General features: G+C 62.4%; 17 protein-coding genes and 1 pseudogene. 9 read left to right on the top strand and 9 right to left on the bottom strand.

Annotated elements, in window-relative coordinates:
- Positions 1-119: 119 nt before the first annotated feature.
- Positions 120-1301, top strand: a complete 1182-nt coding sequence (locus N554_RS0121135) for a DNA-methyltransferase (protein WP_371259510.1) — start codon at positions 120-122, stop codon at positions 1299-1301.
- Between the two features lie 4 nt (positions 1302-1305).
- Entirely contained in the window at positions 1306-2073 is a 768-nt protein-coding gene (locus N554_RS0121130; protein WP_029585294.1) for a hypothetical protein, read from the top strand.
- A 135-nt stretch (positions 2074-2208) separates the two neighbouring features.
- Here N554_RS0121130 and N554_RS40170 read toward each other — a convergent pair.
- From N554_RS40170 to rsmI, 5 genes and pseudogenes are all read right to left on the bottom strand, one after another.
- Positions 2209-2313, bottom strand: a pseudogene (locus N554_RS40170) (ATP-binding protein); the annotation flags it as partial.
- A 55-nt stretch (positions 2314-2368) separates the two neighbouring features.
- On the bottom strand, positions 2369-3139 hold the full coding sequence (locus N554_RS37445; RefSeq protein ID WP_197033658.1) for a phosphatase PAP2 family protein: 771 nt from the start codon (positions 3137-3139) through the stop codon (positions 2369-2371).
- A 382-nt stretch (positions 3140-3521) separates the two neighbouring features.
- Positions 3522-4463 (bottom strand): glutathione synthase, encoded by a 942-nt coding sequence (gene gshB / locus N554_RS0121115; RefSeq protein WP_029585292.1) that lies wholly within the window; start codon positions 4461-4463, stop codon positions 3522-3524.
- A gap of 36 nt (positions 4464-4499) precedes the next feature.
- Positions 4500-4913, bottom strand: coding sequence for a YraN family protein (locus N554_RS0121110; protein ID WP_029585291.1), 414 nt, complete (start codon positions 4911-4913; stop codon positions 4500-4502).
- Entirely contained in the window at positions 4900-5883 is a 984-nt protein-coding gene (gene rsmI, locus N554_RS0121105) for a 16S rRNA (cytidine(1402)-2'-O)-methyltransferase (protein WP_051677609.1), read from the bottom strand. The genes N554_RS0121110 and rsmI overlap by 14 nt, the downstream gene beginning before the upstream one ends.
- Before the next feature lie 226 nt (positions 5884-6109).
- Between rsmI and N554_RS0121095 the strand changes: the two genes are divergently transcribed.
- Positions 6110-7360 carry a penicillin-binding protein activator gene (locus N554_RS0121095; protein WP_029585289.1) on the top strand — a complete coding sequence of 417 codons (1251 nt, stop codon included), beginning with the start codon at positions 6110-6112 and terminating at the stop codon, positions 7358-7360.
- Positions 7361-7418: 58 nt separating this feature from the next.
- On the opposite strand, the gene hemW is transcribed toward N554_RS0121095, so the two are convergent.
- The 3 genes from hemW to rph all read right to left on the bottom strand — a co-directional run bounded on the left by hemW (position 7419) and on the right by rph (position 10083).
- Positions 7419-8609 carry a radical SAM family heme chaperone HemW gene (gene hemW / locus N554_RS0121090; protein WP_051677608.1) on the bottom strand — a complete coding sequence of 397 codons (1191 nt, stop codon included), beginning with the start codon at positions 8607-8609 and terminating at the stop codon, positions 7419-7421.
- A gap of 87 nt (positions 8610-8696) precedes the next feature.
- The gene (gene rdgB / locus N554_RS0121085) at positions 8697-9332 is read right to left on the bottom strand and encodes an RdgB/HAM1 family non-canonical purine NTP pyrophosphatase (protein ID WP_029585287.1); all 636 of its coding nucleotides are present in this window, start codon (positions 9330-9332) and stop codon (positions 8697-8699) included.
- Between the two features lie 37 nt (positions 9333-9369).
- Positions 9370-10083, bottom strand: coding sequence for a ribonuclease PH (rph, locus tag N554_RS0121080; RefSeq protein WP_029585286.1), 714 nt, complete (start codon positions 10081-10083; stop codon positions 9370-9372).
- Between the two features lie 160 nt (positions 10084-10243).
- On the opposite strand from rph, the gene hrcA reads away from it, so the two are divergent.
- A complete protein-coding gene (gene hrcA / locus N554_RS0121075) occupies positions 10244-11332 on the top strand; it encodes a heat-inducible transcriptional repressor HrcA (protein ID WP_029585285.1) in 1089 nt (362 codons plus the stop codon).
- Between the two features lie 107 nt (positions 11333-11439).
- Positions 11440-12060: a nucleotide exchange factor GrpE gene (gene grpE, locus N554_RS0121070; protein ID WP_029585284.1), complete on the top strand. Its 621-nt coding sequence runs from the start codon at positions 11440-11442 to the stop codon at positions 12058-12060.
- A 77-nt stretch (positions 12061-12137) separates the two neighbouring features.
- Here grpE and N554_RS0121065 read toward each other — a convergent pair whose 3' ends face one another.
- Entirely contained in the window at positions 12138-13088 is a 951-nt protein-coding gene (locus N554_RS0121065) for a hypothetical protein (RefSeq protein WP_029585283.1), read from the bottom strand.
- A 451-nt stretch (positions 13089-13539) separates the two neighbouring features.
- On the opposite strand from N554_RS0121065, the gene dnaK reads away from it, so the two are divergent.
- From dnaK to N554_RS0121045, 4 genes are all read left to right on the top strand, one after another.
- Positions 13540-15441 carry a molecular chaperone DnaK gene (dnaK, locus tag N554_RS0121060; protein ID WP_029585282.1) on the top strand — a complete coding sequence of 634 codons (1902 nt, stop codon included), beginning with the start codon at positions 13540-13542 and terminating at the stop codon, positions 15439-15441.
- A 141-nt stretch (positions 15442-15582) separates the two neighbouring features.
- Positions 15583-16713, top strand: coding sequence for a molecular chaperone DnaJ (dnaJ, locus tag N554_RS0121055; RefSeq protein WP_029585281.1), 1131 nt, complete (start codon positions 15583-15585; stop codon positions 16711-16713).
- Between the two features lie 101 nt (positions 16714-16814).
- Positions 16815-17417 carry a class I SAM-dependent methyltransferase gene (locus N554_RS0121050; RefSeq protein WP_029585280.1) on the top strand — a complete coding sequence of 201 codons (603 nt, stop codon included), beginning with the start codon at positions 16815-16817 and terminating at the stop codon, positions 17415-17417.
- Positions 17418-17478: 61 nt separating this feature from the next.
- Positions 17479-18057, top strand: a complete 579-nt coding sequence (locus tag N554_RS0121045; RefSeq protein WP_029585279.1) for an NADPH-dependent FMN reductase — start codon at positions 17479-17481, stop codon at positions 18055-18057.
- Positions 18058-18062: the final 5 nt, after the last annotated feature.

The following is an 18062-nucleotide window of genomic DNA, read 5'->3' as shown; positions in this document are numbered from 1 at the left end:
TCTCACCGCCCTGTCTCGCGGAGGTACACCCTATCGAGGCAGCAGGACCGAGACGCTTCATAGTCACTGAGCAGGCTGACCAATCCAAACTGTGCAGGACACAATGTCCCTCTTGAAGAATGTTAGGAATTGGCCCTCATAATGATTCGAGATTCACTGATTTGGCCAGCGCCCTGCATCGGTCTGGCCCCAAGGAATGTGCAATGGCTCCCAGCACCGGCTCGCGGAAAGCACTTCGCGACGCCCCTTCGCGCCCTCTCGCCCGGAAGACCGTAAGTCCTGCCCATAGCCTGAAGCGCCCAAGCGGTGCGCAGCGTATCGCGGCGGTTCCTTTCATCCCGTCCACGGACAACACGTCAGAGAGCTTGGCGGCGCTTCAGAAGGCGAACGAGTACTATCGGGCAACCGTGTGGCCGTCCCCTTTCAACGCCACCAGCCACAAGTTGCACTTAGGCGATGCACGGGACCTTTCGTGGATAGAGGACCAAGCCGTGGCGTTGGTCGTTACGTCGCCGCCCTACTGGACCTTGAAGAAGTACGAGGACCGGGAAGAGCAGTTAGGCCACGTTACCGAGTACGAAGAGTTCCTTGGTGAGCTCGACAAGGTTTGGCGTCAATGCGAACGAGTTCTCGTTGAGGGCGGTCGGATTTGTTGCGTGGTAGGGGACGTGTGCATTCCCCGCAAACGCGATGGGCGGCATAGGGTCATGCCCCTTCACGCTGACATTCAGTCGAGAGCGCGGTCGATAGGGTTGGACTGCTTGACGCCCATACTGTGGCACAAAGTCACCAACGGGGTGACGGAAGCGGAGGGCAACGGCGCTGGGTTCTATGGAAAACCTTACCAGCCGGGCGCTGTGATCAAGAACGATGTCGAGTACGTTCTGTTTCTTCGGAAGCCGGGCGCATACCGCTCAGTCTCTCCGCTCAAGAAAGCCCTCTCGATGCATACGCGAGAAGAAATGCGTCAATGGTACAAATCTATGTGGACTGACATTCGCGGCGCTTCGACCCGCACCGGACACCCTGCTCCTTACCCCCTCTCGCTCGCTGACCGCCTCATCCGCATGTTTTCGTTCGCAGGAGATACCGTGCTCGATCCCTTCGCAGGCACCGGGACCACCGGACTTGCGGCCATGGCGGCTGGACGTAACTCGATATGCAACGAGATTGAGCCGAAGTACTTCGATATGGCTCAGAAGCTCATGAAGGCTGCTCAAAAGTCGCCGTCAGCGTTTGGAGCGCCCGATATCTCGTTGGAGATTGACGCCAAGCAACCTGCCCGTAAGTCAAAGAGATAGCACATTGCCAATCGAAGCCGCGCTTGCCGCCTATCTCGACGTTGATGGGTATCACCCAAGGTCGTCAAAGCACAGTGACTTTCAATCCCTGATCATTATCAGGGATCTTGTCATGCAGTGTCCAAGTCTCGGAGCCAAAGCCGCCCGTGGAGAGGTAGTGACCAAGCTAAGGCACCATCAGCAGGTTGGCCACGCCGATTGGGTCATTGATATCGCCATTGGAACTTGCGCGGGAGCACCCGTCCCGCCCGAGCAGGGAGCACCAATAAGGTTTGATACTCCCGTCATGATTCAGATCGCGATTGAGTTGAAGGGCATCTTCACCGAGCACGGCAAGGCGCGGCGGAACCGCTTACGCGACTTTCAGGCGTTCCACGGCTACGCTCATCAGTACGACAACAGAACAGTCGCAGCGGCATTCCTCGTGGTAAACGCGGCGCAATACTTCTATTCGCCTTTGCGGAGAGAGGACGACCTGACCGAACACGCGCCATCCGTGGCAGCGGCGAGAGCCTTGGCTGAGCGGTCGGTCGCACTCTTCCGCGCAATTCACCTACGCAACTCTCTTAATGACCCACCGGGCCTTGAGGCGCTTGGGGTGACGGTCGTTGAGCACGATAACATCGTTGTTCATCCGAACCCTGGCATCCTTCCGGTCCAGCGGCAGGCTACGCGCATCTCGCCGGTCCCTCCGAGCCTCGCGTTAGGCGACCCCTTGCATTACGAAACGATGATCCAGCGGATTTGTATGCAGTACTCTCAGCGCTTTTGACCGCTCGGGTCCGTATCCAGCCACGGCACTCGCCCACGAGAGAGGCCCCGGAGGCGGAGAGAAAAAGGCCCTGCAAGTCCGGTTTTACGATGCAGCCTCAGCCAAGCTGTGGGGCTGAGAGTTTTGGCATTGACACCCAACGAGGGCGAAAGCCGGCAGGCCGGGCGCGACCTGCACCTGCACGTCGACCGCGCGGGCTTCGATCCCCTCAAAGGCTACCGTCGAAACCCGCTGTACCATGCTGCCCCTCTGGCGCAATCAAAGGTAGCGGAAAGCACAGATGAGGGCAAAAACATTAAGGGAACGAGATTGGGTGGGTCCGAGGTCCGGCGGATCGTCCCGCCGATGCAGCGGATCTGATCCGCTGCCTGCTGTACCCGGTGATGAAATGGACGATGGCGACCGCGATGCGCCGGGTAGCCGGGAATGTTCCCGACAGTTCGGCGAGCGCGATAAAGAACAGACCGTAGAAATAGGCCGGATAGCGCGGCTCGAGAGCGAGGATCGGCGCCGCTATCAGCCTTCTGACGGGTTCACGGTTGACCACAAGCGAAGTGGCGATGCCGATCAGCGCGCCGACAAGGATGTCGCTGGGATAGTGGATACCGAGATAGACCCGCCCCAGCGTCGCGAACGCGGCAAAGACGCCGAAGGCCAAGCCTCCCCACCGCGATATCAGCCAGAAACTGGCGGCGATCGTAAACAGATAGGTTGCGTTGTCGCTCGGGAAACTGCTCCAGTTCTCGAGGTCCGCGTGCCATTCGAAGCTCGGCGCGTTGGCGCCGATGCTGTACATCGGCCGAGTGCGAAACGGCAGCAGCATGGAAATGACGCGATTGACGACCAGCGCCACCGCCACCGCTGGGATCATGGTGAGGAGCGTTTCCCGCCGCCGCGGCATCTCGTCGTCGGCCCAATACCATAACCCGCCAACGATCCCCATGAAGAGCGAGCCCCTGATGACCTCCAGGTGAACAACGATGCGATCGAAGGTGGGATTCCAGCCGCAAAAATCGTTCAAGGCGCGGAAGATCGACACGTCTAGTCCGGCCAGGAAATCTGTCACGGCTGAATGGTCCCGCTCTCGCTGCGCCGAGCATGGCGGTAGGGTGACAAGTCGTGGTGGTTTGCGGCTGCAATTTGGCGGTTGCGGGCTGAAACCGGCGCCTGAGCGAAATTGATCAGAAGGAGCCCGAGAGCGAAAATTGAGCGTCCGAGGGCTGACCAGCCGGCCGTACCCGGCAGGCACCAGAGACATTCACCGTTTCAGAGCGTCATCGCCATTGGCGCGGGGAGATAGCGCAAGCGTCTGGGAAAACGGATCGAGCGAATTATCGGCGCATGTCCGGCAGGCTTCGGTCTTGGAATGATCTATGAACGTCCATAGCGAGACGACAAAAACCAGATCTCACATCGCCGCATGAACATTAGGGGGACGGATGGGGGATTTAACCCCGCTTCTTCTCGATCACGTCCCAGATTTTCGCGGCGACATCGGGCCCGCCGAGCCGCGCGATGGCGCGAATGCCGGTCGGCGAGGTCACGTTGATCTCGGTGAGATTGCCGTCGATGACGTCGATGCCGACGAACAACAGTCCGCGCTCGCGGAGCGCCGGGCCTAGCGTCGCGCAGATTTCCTTCTCGCGCGGGCTGAGATCGGTGGCCTGCGCGGCGCCGCCGCGAACCATGTTGGAGCGCAAATCATCCGCCGCCGGCACGCGGTTGACGGCGCCGGCGAATTCGCCATCCACCAAGATAATGCGCTTGTCGCCGTGTTTGACCTCGGGAAGGAAGCGCTGGATCACCCAAGGTTCGCGGAACGTCACGGAGAACATGTCGAACAGCGAACCGAAGTTCATGTCCTGCGGCATGATGCGAAACACCGCGGCGCCGCCATGGCCGTGCAGCGGTTTCATCACTACGGCGCCGTGCTCGTCGCGGAACGCGTTGATCTCGTCAAGATCCCTGGAAATCAGTGTCGGCGGCATCAATTTCGGAAAATCCATCACGAAGATCTTTTCCGGCGCGTTGCGCACGCTCGCGGGATCGTTCACCACCAGCGTCTTCGGTTGCAGCCGCTCGAGCAAATGCGTCGAGGTGATGTAGGCGAGATCGAACGGCGGGTCCTGCCGCAGCAGGATGACGTCGAACGCCGCAAGCGGTTGGCGCCGCGGCTCACCCAGCGTGAAGTGATCGCCGGGCTCGTCGCGCACGGTGAGGACCTGAACCGGGGCGACCAACTCATCGCCGCGGAGGGAAAGTTTGTCTGGCGTGTAATAGGAGATTCCGTGACCGCGCTTTTGCGCTTCCAGCAGCAGCGCGAAGGTTGAATCGCCGTTGACGTTGATGCGCGCGATGGGGTCCATCTGGACGGCGACATTCAATTTCATCTGTGGGTCCGGAGTTGCTTTCTGTGGGGATGGCGTTCAGGTGCTGGCGTCGAATGCCGCTAACAGATGGCGCGGCAAACGCCGCGGCGCAATCAGCATCGCGTCAAAACGCAGCTCGAATTCGGCATGTTCGGGATGCGCCATCAGCCAGGCTTGCGCTGCAGCGATTATACGCTGCTGCTGGCGCGGCGTCACCGCATAGGCGGCCTCATCGATACTGGCGCGAGCCTTGACCTCGATGAACGCCAGCAGATTGCGCCGCCGTGCCACGATGTCGATCTCGCCATAGGGCGTACGAAACCGTTTTGCGAGGATGCGATAACCCTTCGCCATCAGATAAGCCGCAGCGCGGTTCTCGGCGGACAGGCCGGTTCGAAACGCCGCGACGCGCGCGGGCGAAGCGAGTTTGGCAAGTTTATCAGGCGGTAAGACACCGTCAGTCTTCGCCATGTTCACCTTTCGCGCCGACCTGCCTGTTGGCTTCCTTATTAGTTTCCCTGGCGAGTTCAAGTGCGCGGGCATAGATCTCGCGGCGCGGGCGGCCGGACAGTTCGACCGCTTGCGCCACCGCATCCTTCACGCTGTCGCGCTGGAGCGCGCTCCGCAGCAGATTGTCCAGTTCGTCCGCCGCCATGATCTGCGCGCCCGCTGGCGGCGGGCCGATCACCAGCACGAACTCGCCGCGCGTCTCCAGAGCGTCGGCGGCTTGCGCCAGTTCGGCAACCGGTGCGCGCCTGATGTCTTCATGCATTTTCGTCATCTCGCGGCAGATGGCGGCATCGCGCGCGCCCATGATGTCGGCGAGATCGGCAAGCGTATCCTGCACACGGTTTCCGGATTCGAACATCACAAGCGTCGCCTCGATCCGCGCCAGCTCGGCAAGCCGCGTTCGGCGCGCGGTCGCTTTGGGAGGCAGAAACCCTTCGAAGAAAAACCGATCGGTCGGCAGCGCCGCCACGGAGAGCGCAGTCAATACCGAGGAAGGTCCCGGCAATGCCATTACTTGATGGCCCGCCGCACAGACCTCGCGCACCAGCTTGAAGCCGGGATCGGATATCAGGGGCGTACCGGCATCCGAGACCAGCGCGATCGAAGCGCCCTGCGCCAGCCGTTCCAGGATCTTCGGCCGCGCCAGGGCGGCGTTGTGTTCGTGATAGGGCTTGAGCTGCGCTGATATGGCGTAGCGCTCGGTCAGCCGGCGGGTGATGCGGGTATCCTCGCAGGCGATGATGTCGACGCCCGCCAGCGTTTCCAGGGCGCGCAGGGTGATATCGCCGAGATTGCCGATCGGGGTCGCCACCAGATGCAGCCCTGGAACCGCCCTCGGCGCGGTCAGGACATGGCCGCCCACGGAAAATGTGCGCCCCGTTGGGCTCGTCAGGCCTTCAGATGTGTTTATCGAAGCAGCTTTTGCGCGCATAATGCCAATCTAGAGGGAACACGACGCTGGCGCCACGACCGTGCGTGCCTTGCATATGCCGAGCCGCACAGCGGCGAGGGCCCTGCAAACCGGCGCCGACGCCACAGCGCCATAATCCTTTTGTTTTGGTTAACTATTCGCCGACAATATGCCTGATTCCCCCCTCCTGATCATTTGGAGGTTGAAGTCCTGGCCCGGTCTCGGGCCAGTCAAGAGAAGAGATGTGATGGTGGGCCCGCGAAATCCCAAGGAGCTGTCCAACACTCCGCCCAAAAGTCCGCCCGAGCCTCGGCCGTCGTCTCGGCCGTCGGGGGCTACACGGCGGACGGCGGTCGGCCTGATTCTTGGTGCGCCCCTGCTTGGGGCTTGCTCCGGGGTGCAGCAGAGCCTCAGTTCCTTTTCCAGTCCGTTCAGCTCGCAGCCGTCGGGGCCGCCGCAGCAGCCGCTGGTGGCGGGTACGGGGCAGGTCAAGGTGGGATTGATCCTGCCGCTGTCGGCCGCAGGCAATGCCGGCGTGGCAGCGCAATCGATGAAGAACGCCGCCGAGATGGCGCTGGCGGAATTCCAGAATCCCAATATCCAGCTTTTGATCAAGGACGATGCCGGCAACCCGCAGGGGGCGCAGCAGGGCACTCAACAGGCGCTCGACGAAGGTGCGGAGATTATTCTGGGTCCGCTGTTCGCGCTGTCGGTCCCGGCGGCGGCCCAGCTGACGCGCACGCGCGGCGTGTCCGTGATCGCGTTCTCGACCGATTCAAGCGTGGCGGGCCGGGGCGTCTATCTCCTGAGCTTCCTGCCCGAGTCCGACGTCAACCGGATCATCGAATACGCCGCCAGCACCGGGAAACGATCTTTCGCGGCGCTTTTGCCCGAAAATGCCTACGGCAATGTGGTGGAGGCCGCGTTCAAGCAGGCGGTCGGCCGCAGGGGCGGACGCGTCGTCGCGTTTGAAAAATACGGTGCCGATCGGGCGACCGCGGCGCGGACGGTGGCGCAGGCGCTCGGCCAGGCCGATGCGCTGTTCATCGCCGACGATGGCGACTCGGTGGTGGCGGTGGCCGACGCGATGACCGCAGCGGGGGCCAATTTGAAAAATATCCAGCTGCTCGGCACCGGCCTGTGGGACAATCCGCGGGTGTTCGCAAGCCCCGCGTTGCAGGGCGGGCTCTATGCCGCCCCGGATCCATCCGGCTTCCGCGGTTTCTCCGGCCGCTACCGCGCCAAATTCGGCGGCGATCCGGTGCGCACCGCGACTTTGGCCTATGACGCGGTGGCGCTTGTCGCGGCGCTGGCGAGAACGCAGGGCCCGCAACGTTTTTCGCCCGAGGTGCTGACCAATCCCTCCGGCTTTGCCGGTATCGAAGGCCTGTTCCGCTTCCGCGCCGACGGCAGCAACGAGCGCGGCCTTGCGGTCATGCGGGTAGGGACTGGCGGCGGCGTGCCGGTCGCTGGTTCGCCGAAGAGTTTTGGCGCGTGATCTTCCTACGTGGTCCCGCCTTCATCGGCGCGACTCAGTAGTGCCTTACGCGAGTGCCTTACGCGGCTAAATCGGCCACCACGGCGTCAAGCACCGGAAATCCGGCCTGGGTGACACGCAGCCGACCGCAGGCGTCGACCGATATGGCACCTTCTTCGCGCAGCAGCGCGATGCGGCGGGGGTCGAGCGCGCGACCCGCCAACGCTGCATAGCGCTGCGGATCGATGCCCTCCGCGAGCCGCAACCCCATCAGCAAGAATTCATCGGCGCGCTCTTCGCTGTTCAGACGATCGTCGGTGATGACTCCATGGCCGGTCGCCTCGACGCGCATCAGCCACGCCTCGGGTCGCTTTTCGGTGGCGACCGCATGCCTGACGCCATCGATATCCAGACGGCCATGCGCGCCGGGACCGATTCCGGCATATTCCTCGCCGCGCCAATAAACCAGATTATGCTTGCACTCCGCACCCGCCCGCGCGTGATTGGAAATCTCGTAAGCCGGCAATCCATATCGGGCACAGACATCCTGCGTGACGTCATAGAGCGCACGCGCGGTCGCCTCATCGGGCGTCTTCAGCTTGCCCGCGGCGTGCAGGCCGAAGAACGGCGTCTCCGGTTCGATCGTCAGTTGATACAGCGACAGATGCTCGGCCGCTTCTGAGATCGCGAGTTTCAGTTCGTCGGCCCACATCTCCGGCGTCTGATCGGGACGGGCGTAAATCAGATCGAACGAATATCGGTCGAAGGCGGTACGCGCGATCGCGACCGCATCCAGCGCTTCGCGCGCGGTATGCAGCCGTCCCAGCGCTTTCAACGATGCGTCGTCCAGCGCCTGCACGCCAAGCGAAACCCGGTTGACGCCGGCGGCGCGATAGCCCTTGAACCGCGTCGCCTCGACGCTGCTGGGGTTGGCTTCCAGCGTGACTTCCACGTCGGGCGCGACGCGCCAGTGTTTTCCGATCGCATCCAGGATCGCGCCGACGGTTTGCGGCTTCATCAGCGAAGGCGTGCCGCCGCCGAGAAAAATCGACGATACCTCGCGCTCCGGGGTGCGCGCGGCGGTGGTTTCGATCTCGCGGGCGAACGCGCGGGCGAATCGCTCTTCGTCGATTGGGGCGTGCCGGACATGGCTGTTGAAATCGCAATACGGGCATTTCGACAGGCAAAACGGCCAGTGCACGTAAACCCCAAAGGCCTCTTTTCCCCCTCCCGCTTGCGGGGGAGGACCAAGGCTGGGGCCTTTTTGCAAACTGGTCAAAGCGCCACCTCTTGTCGCGCTCCAGCGCGCGACGGCCTCCCCCGCAAGCGGGAGAGGTGAAGAAACAAAAGTGCTGCATCAGCGCTGGTCAAGGCAAGCCTCCGCCAGCTTGACGAAGGCGCGGGCGCGATGCGACAGCCCGAGCCCCAGCGGCGGCAGGCCGTGCTTCTCGATGCTGGTCATTTCGCCGAAAGTGCGGGTGTATCCGTCCGGCATGAACACCGGATCGTAGCCAAAGCCTTCACTTCCGCGCGGCGGCCATACCAGGGCTCCGTCGGCCCGCGCCTCGACTTCCTCGAGATGATCGTCGGGCCAGGCGACGCATAATGCGGAAACGAAATACGCCTTTCGCTGCGAAGGCGCCGTTGCGCCGCGTTCCTGAAGCAGGCGTTCGATGCGCGTCATCGCGGCGGTAAAATCCTTATTGGGGCCGGCCCATCGCGCAGACAGTATCCCGGGCGCACCGTCGAGCGCTTCGACCACCAGCCCGGAATCGTCAGCGAATGCCGGGAGTTGCGATTCCTTGGCAGCGGCGACGGCTTTGATGCGCGCGTTGGCACGAAAGCTGTCGCCGGTCTCGTCAGGCTCGCCAAGGCCAAGTTCGCCGGCCGATATAGCCTCGACGCCGTGCGGCGCCAGCAGTTCCCGCATCTCGGAGAGCTTGCCAGGATTGTGGGTCGCGACCACGAGCTTGCCTGTGATTCGGCGGTGCATGTTTCCTAGTCTACGCCAGCGAGAGCGTGATCCCCAGTCATGCCACAGCCATTTTCTGCAAATCGACCAGCTGCGCTACGCCTTTGCGCGCCAGCGCCATCAGCGCCAGGAATTCGTCCTGCGAGAACGGGGTCTTTTCGGCCGTGCCTTGCACTTCGATGATGCGGCCATCGCCGGTCATGACAAAATTGGCGTCGGTGTCGGCCTCGGAATCCTCGGCGTAGTCGAGGTCGAGCACCGGCGTGCCGTTATAGATGCCGCAGGAGATCGCAGCCACATTGTCGCGCAGCACATTGCCTTTCAGCATGTTGCGGGTCTTCATCCAGCCGATGCAGTCGGCGAGCGCGACCCATGCGCCGGTGATCGAGGCGGTGCGGGTGCCGCCATCGGCCTGCAGCACATCGCAGTCCACGGTAATCTGGCGCTCGCCCAGTGCTTCGAGGTCGACGGTCGCACGCAACGAGCGACCGATCAGGCGCTGGATTTCGACCGTGCGGCCATTTTGTTTGCCGGCGGACGCCTCGCGCCGGGTGCGCTCCAGGGTGGCCCGGGGCAGCATGCCATATTCGGCCGTAACCCAGCCCCGGCCCTGGCCCTTGAGCCAGGGAGGCAGCCGCTCTTCCAACGTCGCCGTGACCAGCACATGGGTGTCGCCGAATTTCACCATGCAGGAACCCTCGGCATATTTGACGATGCCGCGTTCCAGTGACACGGCGCGCAGCTCATCCGGCGCACGGCGGCTTGGCCGCATGGGAATCCTCCAAAAATTCAGGAAAGGTGTGGCTAGCGGTGCTTGTAGGAGGGGCGGCGGGCAGCGGCAAGGCCTTTGGCCACGCATTGAGCGATCAATGCCGCTTGTAAGCAGCCCGCGAGATGGCCAAACTAAGGGGGTGTTATCAAGGGAGTACGTTGTGGCCCATCACGATCCAATTGGTCTGATCGCGCCGAATGCCGGGCTTGCCCAGCTCAACGAGCGCTCGCGGGACATATTTCGTCAAATCGTGGAGAGTTACCTGGCAACCGGCGAACCCGTCGGTTCGCGCAACATTTCGCGCCTGATTGCGGTGCCGCTGTCGCCGGCGTCGGTGCGCAACGTGATGTCGGATCTCGAACAGCTTGGCCTGATCTACGCGCCGCATACCTCGGCCGGCCGGCTGCCGACCGAATTGGGCTTACGTTTCTTTGTCGATGCCTTGATGCAGCTCGGCGACCTCACCGAATCTGAGCGGCAGTCGATCCAGAACCAGCTTACCTCCGTGGGCAAGGCGCAGTCGGTCGAAGCCGCCCTTGGCGAAGCGTTGACCCGGTTGTCCGGCCTGACCCGGGCGGCGGCGGTGGTATTGACGCCAAAATCCAATTCGCGGCTGAAGCATATCGAATTCGTGCGGCTGGAGCCGGAGCGGGCACTGGTGGTGCTGGTCAGCGAAGACGGCCAGGTCGAGAACCGCGTGCTGGCGCTGCCGCCCGGGGTTCCCTCATCGGCGCTCACGGAAGCCACCAATTTCCTCAATGCGCGGATCAGGGGACGCACGCTGGCGGAAGCGCGCCTCGAGCTCGAAACCGCCATGACGCAGAACCGCGCCGAACTCGACCAGCTGACGCAGAAGGTGATCGCCGCCGGGATAGCGAGCTGGTCCGGCGGCGAAAGTGACGACCGGCAGCTGATCGTGCGCGGCCACGCCAACCTCCTGGAAGATCTGCACGCGCTTGAAGATCTCGAGCGCGTGCGATTGCTGTTCGACGATCTCGAAGCCAAGCGCGGCGTCATCGATCTGTTGGGGCGCGCGGAACGCGCCGAAGGCGTGCGCATTTTTATCGGATCGGAAAACAAGCTGTTTTCGCTGTCCGGTTCTTCCACGATCATCGCGCCCTACAGCGATGGCGCCGGCCATATCGTCGGCGTTCTCGGGGTGATCGGCCCGACGCGGCTCAACTACGCCCGGGTGATTCCGACGGTGGATTATGCAGCCCGCATCGTCAGCCAGATGCTGGGCGGATGACCCGGCCCATAGCGGCCCGTTTGCGCTTGATTTTCTGCCCTTAAAGCACGATATCCCGCGTCAGCAACTCCCCATTCATCCCAGCTATTGTTTCGAGAAGGCAGCCTATGACTGATCCCGAGCGGCAGAAGGACGATCCGGCGAACCCGGCGCAAGGACCCGAGCCCGTGGTTTCCAAGCCCTACGTCATGCCCGACGATCCGGAACAAGGATCGGCGGAAGCGCTCGCCAAGGAAGCCGCGGAATCGCGCGACAAGATGCTGCGGACGCTGGCGGAAATGGAAAACCTGCGCAAGCGCACCTCGCGCGAGGTTGCCGATGCCCGCGTCTATGCCATCTCGGGTTTCGCGCGTGACATTCTGGAGATCGCCGACAATCTGCAGCGTGCGCTCGACGCGGTTCCGGCCGAGGCCAAGGCGTCCGCCGACCCCGGCTTCAAGGCGCTGATCGATGGCGTCGAATTGACCGAGCGATCGCTTCTCAACACGCTGGAGAAAAACGGCGTCAAGAAATTCGATCCGTTGGGCGAGAAATTCGATCCGAATTTTCAACAGGCGATGTACGAGGTTCCCGATCCATCGGTACCGGCGGGAACGGTGGTCCAGGTCGTGCAGGCCGGCTACATGATCGGCGAGCGCGTGTTGCGGCCGGCTCTGGTCGCGGTCGCCAAAGGCGGCGCAAAGACCGCAGCGCCGGCGAACAACAACGAGCCGGACAACGCGGCCTGAGCCACCGGATTCGCCGGTTCAACGGATTTGCAGATTTGGGACTTGCAGATTTAGGATTTGCAGATTTGCCAATTCGGTCAGCCGCGCGGCTGAATTCCGTCGCGCACCGCGCGGAAGCGCGGGAATGCTTTCGTCCATTGGTCGCGCGGGGCGCTTCCGATGATGCGCAATGAGGTCGAGCCGCCGAATCTCAGCCATTGCACCACGGTGACGGTGGTGTTGTCCTTGCCGCTGGTCGCATCGATGCGCGTTTCGTAGCCGGGCATGCCGTCGATGCGAAGCGGCTCGGACATCGTGATCCGCGCGTCGCGCACGCCGGGGATGGTCGTTGCGGCCTGCTGGGCGAACCGGCCGCGATCTTCCGGCTGTGTGGGCGTAGCTCCGACGATACCGATCACCATGAAGGGCGCTGCTTCAAAGCCGGTCGTCTCATCGCCGTCGGCGAGAACAATGGCGGCGCCGGGCGCCAGCGTGCGGATATTCTTGAAGTCGCTGAGTGCGCTGATCTTGAACGGCATCAGCCCAAGCTGCTCCTCGACCGGAACCTCCTTGCGAATCGCCGCAGAAGCAAACATCTGCCGCACGGCATCGTCGGTATAGATTTTGCTGGCATTCTCGGGGACCTGCACGGCGACATAGCCGGAGAACGTGCCGCCCGGCAGAATCATCGAATAGCGACGCACGTTGGTGATGCCATCCCTGGCGTTTTCAGAGGTGTAGTAGGCAACGCCGGCGGTGGTCTCGATGCTTTCAGGCTTGATTCCACCCACCCCAGCAGGATTGGCCTTGAAGGCATTCATGACTTCGCCATAAGCCTCGGCCGGAAGCTCCGTCACCAATACTTTGACGCTTTGGTCCTCGGTTTCAAATCCGACGAATGATTTTGCGCGGGAGAGGCCCACAAGTGGCGTCATCCCGACCCGAACGCCGGGCGGAAAAACCGGCTCCGCAGCGAAGGCAGGATGGAAGGCAAGGCACATAGCGGTGACGAAGAGGGCAACCGCGGACAACAGTCGAATGGGCTTCATAAAAAATCTACTGGGTTTGCATTGAGGCTGTTCAATGGTCGGCCGGTGCGGCGCTGTTTCGCAGGGCCACGTTCTCATGTCGCGCTTTTAGCGGCTTTGCTGCTCCAGCAACAGGCCAGGTCGCGATTCCGTTCCCGTAATCTTCTCATCGGGGGCCCTGCGCCGACCCCCCAGTCCCGAATCTGAACCCCCCACACCCGGTTTTCGCGGGTTATCCGACAAGGGGGATTTGCGGGTCTCGCCCAGATCGGCCATGGCGCTCAATGCGGATATTATCTTTCAAGGGCCAAGGTTTTCGAGGGCTAAGGTTGCGCCCCGGTCCTTGCAGCCCTGTGCCCTCCTCCTATATGAGGCTCATCGTCGCAATCGCGAGTATTTGATCGTTTGGGGGTTTGGATTGGTGCGCCGTCAGGGCCCAGCCAACCTGCCGCAAAAAGAAGGGTATGAGGCCATGGCAAAGGTCATTGGGATCGATCTCGGCACCACGAATTCGTGCGTCGCCGTAATGGATGGCAAGACGGCGAAAGTCATCGAAAACGCCGAGGGCATGCGGACAACTCCATCAATCGTCGCCTTCAGCGATGACGGCGAGCGCCTTGTCGGCCAGCCCGCCAAGCGCCAGGCGGTAACCAATCCCGAGCGGACTTTCTTTGCGGTCAAGCGCCTCGTCGGCCGCCGCTATGACGATCCGATGGTCGAGAAGGACAAGAAGCTCGTCCCCTACAAGATCGTCAAGGCATCCAACGGCGATGCCTGGGTCGAAGCCGACGGCAAGACCTACTCGCCCTCGCAGATTTCCGCCTTCATTCTGCAGAAGATGAAAGAGACCGCGGAAGCCCATCTCGGCCAGAAGGTCGAGCAGGCCGTCATCACCGTTCCCGCCTATTTCAACGACGCGCAACGTCAGGCCACCAAGGATGCCGGCAAGATCGCCGGCCTTGAAGTGCTGCGCATCATCAACGAGCCCACGGCGGCCGCGCTCGCTTACGGTCTGGACAAGACGAAGACCGGCACCATCGCAGTGTACGACCTTGGCGGCGGCACGTTCGACATATCGATCCTCGAAATCGGCGACGGCGTTTTCGAGGTGAAGTCGACCAACGGCGACACCTTCCTCGGCGGTGAAGACTTCGATATGCGGCTGGTCAGCTATCTGGCCGACGAATTCCAGAAGGAGCAGGGCATCAACCTGCGCAACGACAAGCTTGCCTTGCAGCGCCTGAAAGAGGCCGCCGAAAAGGCCAAGATCGAATTGTCCTCGACCACGCAGACCGAAATCAACCTGCCTTTCATCACCGCCGATGCGTCCGGCCCGAAGCATCTGACGATGAAGCTGACGCGCGCCAAGTTCGAGGCGCTGGTCGATGATCTCATTCAGAAAACCATCGAGCCCTGCCGCAAGGCGCTGAAGGATGCCGGCCTCACCGCCGGTGAAATCGGCGAAGTGGTGCTGGTCGGCGGCATGACCCGCATGCCGAAGGTCCAGGAAGTGGTGAAGCAGTTGTTCGGCAAGGAGCCGCACAAGGGCGTCAATCCCGACGAAGTCGTCGCCATCGGTGCGGCGATCCAGGCCGGCGTGCTGCAGGGCGACGTCAAGGACGTGCTGCTGCTCGACGTGACGCCGCTGTCGCTCGGCATCGAGACGCTGGGTGGAGTGTTCACGCGGATCATCGATCGCAACACGACGATCCCGACCAAGAAGAGCCAGGTGTTCTCGACTGCCGAGGACAACCAGAACGCCGTCACCATCCGCGTCTTCCAGGGCGAGCGCGAAATGGCGGCCGACAACAAGGTGCTCGGCCAGTTCGACCTGATGGGCATTCCGCCGTCGCCGCGCGGCATGCCGCAGATCGAGGTGACCTTCGACATCGACGCCAACGGCATCGTCAACGTCTCGGCCAAGGACAAGGCGACCGGCAAGGAACAGCAGATCCGGATCCAGGCATCCGGCGGTCTGTCCGAAGCCGATATCCAGAAGATGGTCAAGGACGCCGAGGCCAATGCCGCCGAGGACAAGAAGCGCCGTGCGGCCGTCGACGCCAAGAACCATGCCGACGCGCTGGTGCATTCCACCGAGAAGGCGCTGGCCGAACATGGTTCGAAGGTCGAGGAGAGCGAGCGGCGCGCCATCGAAGACGCCGTCAGCGATTTGAAGGAAGCGCTGAAGGGCGACGATGCCGAGGCGATCACGGCCAAGACCAATACGCTGGCGCAGACTTCGATGAAGCTCGGCGAAGCGATGTACAAGCAGCAGGCCGAGAGCGACGCAGCCAAGGATGCCGCAAAGGACGACGTGGTCGACGCGGAGTTCACCGAGGTCGACGACGACAAGAACAACAAGAAGTCTGCCTAGACGGGCTGATATCATGCCCCCCATTCCGAAGAGCACGCAGCGCGTCTCAAAGGATGGGGGTCATTTTTCGTTAAGCCGGAGGCTGCATCCTGAAGGGACGCATTCCTTCGGAATGAGGAAGAACTTCGGGCGGATTGACTGATGTCCACCAAGCGCTGCTACTACGAAACCCTTGAAGTCGACCGTAACGCGGACGAGTCCAAACTGAAGGCGGCCTTCCGCAAGCTTGCGATGAAATGGCACCCGGACAAGAATCCAGGTGATGCCACCAGCGAAGTCCGTTTCAAGGAAATCAACGAAGCCTACGAAGTTCTCAAAGACGGCGACAAGCGCGCAGCCTATGACCGCTTCGGTCATGCCGCGTTCGAGCAGGGCGCGGGCGGCGGCGGTCCCGGCTTCGGCGCGGGCTTCGCCTCATCATTCTCAGATATTTTCGAAGATTTGTTCGGCATGGCCGGGCCGCGCGGACGCGGCGGCCGCGAGCGCGGCCAGGACCTGCGCTACAACATGGAAATAACGCTGGAGGAGGCCTTCCGCGGCAAGACCGCCCAGATCGAGATCCCGGTTTCAGTCACCTGCGAATCCTGTTCGGGCACCGGCGCCAAAGCCGGCACCAAGCCGAAGACCTGCTCGATGTGCGGGGGCGCCGGCCGTGTCCGGCAAGCGCAGGGATTTTTCACGCTGGAGCGAACCTGCCCTGGCTGTCAGGGCCGCGGTCAGATGATCGAAGACCCGTGCCCGTCATGTGCGGGCTCGGGGCGGGTGACGCGCGAGCGGACATTGGCAGTCAATATCCCGCAGGGCGTCGAAGACGGCACACGCATCCGGCTGGCCGGCGAAGGCGAGGCCGGCATCCGCGGCGGGCCGCCGGGCGACCTCTACATTTTCCTCTCGCTGGCCATGCATGAGTTCTTTCAGCGCGATGGCGCCGATCTGCATTGTCGCGTGCCGATCTCGATGGTGACGGCAGCGCTGGGCGGCGAATTCGAGGTGCCCACCATCGACAAGGGCAAGACCAAGGTGAAAGTCCCCTCCGGAACCCAGTCCGGCCGCCGCTTTCGCATCGCCTCAAAGGGCATGCCGGTGCTGCGCTCGCGTCAGACCGGAGACATGTATGTCCAGGTCGTGGTCGAAACGCCGCAGAATTTGACCAAGAAGCAACAGGAATTGCTGGTCGAGTTCGAAAAACTATCGTCCGGTGCGACGCAGCCCGAGGCGGCGGGTTTCTTCACTAAGGTCAAGGACTTCTTCGGTAACCGCGCCGCCTCGTAGCAACGGTTCGGCTTGACCATGTCGGCCGCTACCTATACGTCTTTATGACTATTTTCTGACACTCCCGCCCGCCGAAGACGGCGGTCCCGCCTGGTAGCGACATGCCCTTGCAATCGTCCGTGCGTGCGTTGAAGAAACCTCCTCGTCTCGATGATGAGGTTCGTTTTCTTCGCTCATGGATTGAGAAACCGCTTCACATGGGCGCGGTGATGCCTTCGGGCCGGGTGCTGGCGCGCACCATGGCGCAGTACGTCAACGTCGACTCCAAGGAGCCGGTCGTCGAACTTGGGCCGGGCACCGGTGCGATCACCAACGCGTTGATCGAGCATGGCGTCGATCAGAAGCGTCTCGTGCTGGTCGAATACAATCCCGGTTTCTGCGCGCTGCTGCGCGACCGCTATCCGCACGCCACAATCGTGCAGGGCGACGCCTATACATTGCGCGACTCGCTCTGGAATGTGTTGAACGCTCCCGCGTCCGCTGTGGTGTCCGGTCTGCCGCTCGTCACCAAGCCGATGCTGACCCGCCTCAAACTGGTCCGCGATGCCTTCGGCGCGCTGGCGCCGGGTGCGCCGTTCGTGCAATTCACCTATTCAGTTGCGCCGCCAATTCCGAGGTCGCTGCCGGGCGTGTCCACAGAAGCCTCCGAGCGCATCTGGATGAACCTTCCACCGGCTCGTGTCTGGGTGTACCGCAAGCGCTGAACCGATTGGCTTCGCTTACGCGAAGGTTCGCCCGCTGGTTCGCCCTCACTGCGATTAGTTCATGGCCGCGCTGAAAATCCTCGTGATCCCCGGCTCGCTCCGCACCGGCTCGCTCAATGCGAGGCTGGCGGCGGCCGCAGCCTATGAGTTCGTGCAAGCCGGCGCGGAGGTCACGCGCATTTCGCTCGGCGATTTCCCGTTGCCGATTTATGACGGCGATCTGCAGGCGAAATCGGGCGTGCCGAAGAATGCGGTCAATCTCAAGCGCATGATTGGCGCGCACCACGGCGTCCTGATCGTGACGCCGGAATATAATTCGGCGGTGCCCGCCCTGGTCAAGAACACCATCGACTGGGTGACGCGGGTGCAGGACCTGCACGAAACCCGCGGCCAGGTGTTTCGCGAACGCGCGTTTGCGATTGCGGCCGCCTCGGAAGGCCGCCTCGGCGGCACGCGATCTCTGGCGGCGCTGCGGCTGATTCTGACCGCCTGCCATGCCACCGTTATTCCAAACCAGCTCGCGCTGTCGTTCGCAAGCGAGGCTTATGATGATATGGACCGGTTGAAGCATCCTGCCGATATCGAAGCGCTCAACGCGCTGGTGCGGCAGCTGATCGACGTTTCCCAGCGCATGATGTGAGGTGA

The sequence above is a fragment of the Bradyrhizobium sp. URHD0069 genome (genome assembly GCF_000701345.1).
Classification (GTDB): Bacteria; Pseudomonadota; Alphaproteobacteria; order Rhizobiales; family Xanthobacteraceae; genus Bradyrhizobium.
The sequence above is the reverse complement of the archived record's forward strand: the minus strand, read 5'-3'. Positions and strand labels throughout refer to the sequence as shown.

Bases quoted from the DNA above. Each gene is read 5' to 3' on its own strand.
- N554_RS0121135 (WP_371259510.1), top strand. From the start codon at position 120: ATGTTAGGAATTGGCCCTCATAATGATTCGAGATTCACTGATTTGGCC.
- gshB (WP_029585292.1), bottom strand. From the start codon at position 4,463: ATGAAATTGAATGTCGCCGTCCAGATGGACCCCATCGCGCGCATCAAC.
- N554_RS0121110 (WP_029585291.1), bottom strand. From the start codon at position 4,913: ATGGCGAAGACTGACGGTGTCTTACCGCCTGATAAACTTGCCAAACTC.
- rsmI (WP_051677609.1), bottom strand. From the start codon at position 5,883: ATGCGCGCAAAAGCTGCTTCGATAAACACATCTGAAGGCCTGACGAGC.
- N554_RS0121095 (WP_029585289.1), top strand. From the start codon at position 6,110: ATGGTGGGCCCGCGAAATCCCAAGGAGCTGTCCAACACTCCGCCCAAA.
- rdgB (WP_029585287.1), bottom strand. From the start codon at position 9,332: ATGCACCGCCGAATCACAGGCAAGCTCGTGGTCGCGACCCACAATCCT.
- rph (WP_029585286.1), bottom strand. From the start codon at position 10,083: ATGCGGCCAAGCCGCCGTGCGCCGGATGAGCTGCGCGCCGTGTCACTG.
- grpE (WP_029585284.1), top strand. From the start codon at position 11,440: ATGACTGATCCCGAGCGGCAGAAGGACGATCCGGCGAACCCGGCGCAA.
- N554_RS0121065 (WP_029585283.1), bottom strand. From the start codon at position 13,088: ATGAAGCCCATTCGACTGTTGTCCGCGGTTGCCCTCTTCGTCACCGCT.
- dnaK (WP_029585282.1), top strand. From the start codon at position 13,540: ATGGCAAAGGTCATTGGGATCGATCTCGGCACCACGAATTCGTGCGTC.
- dnaJ (WP_029585281.1), top strand. From the start codon at position 15,583: ATGTCCACCAAGCGCTGCTACTACGAAACCCTTGAAGTCGACCGTAAC.
- N554_RS0121050 (WP_029585280.1), top strand. From the start codon at position 16,815: ATGCCCTTGCAATCGTCCGTGCGTGCGTTGAAGAAACCTCCTCGTCTC.
- N554_RS0121045 (WP_029585279.1), top strand. From the start codon at position 17,479: ATGGCCGCGCTGAAAATCCTCGTGATCCCCGGCTCGCTCCGCACCGGC.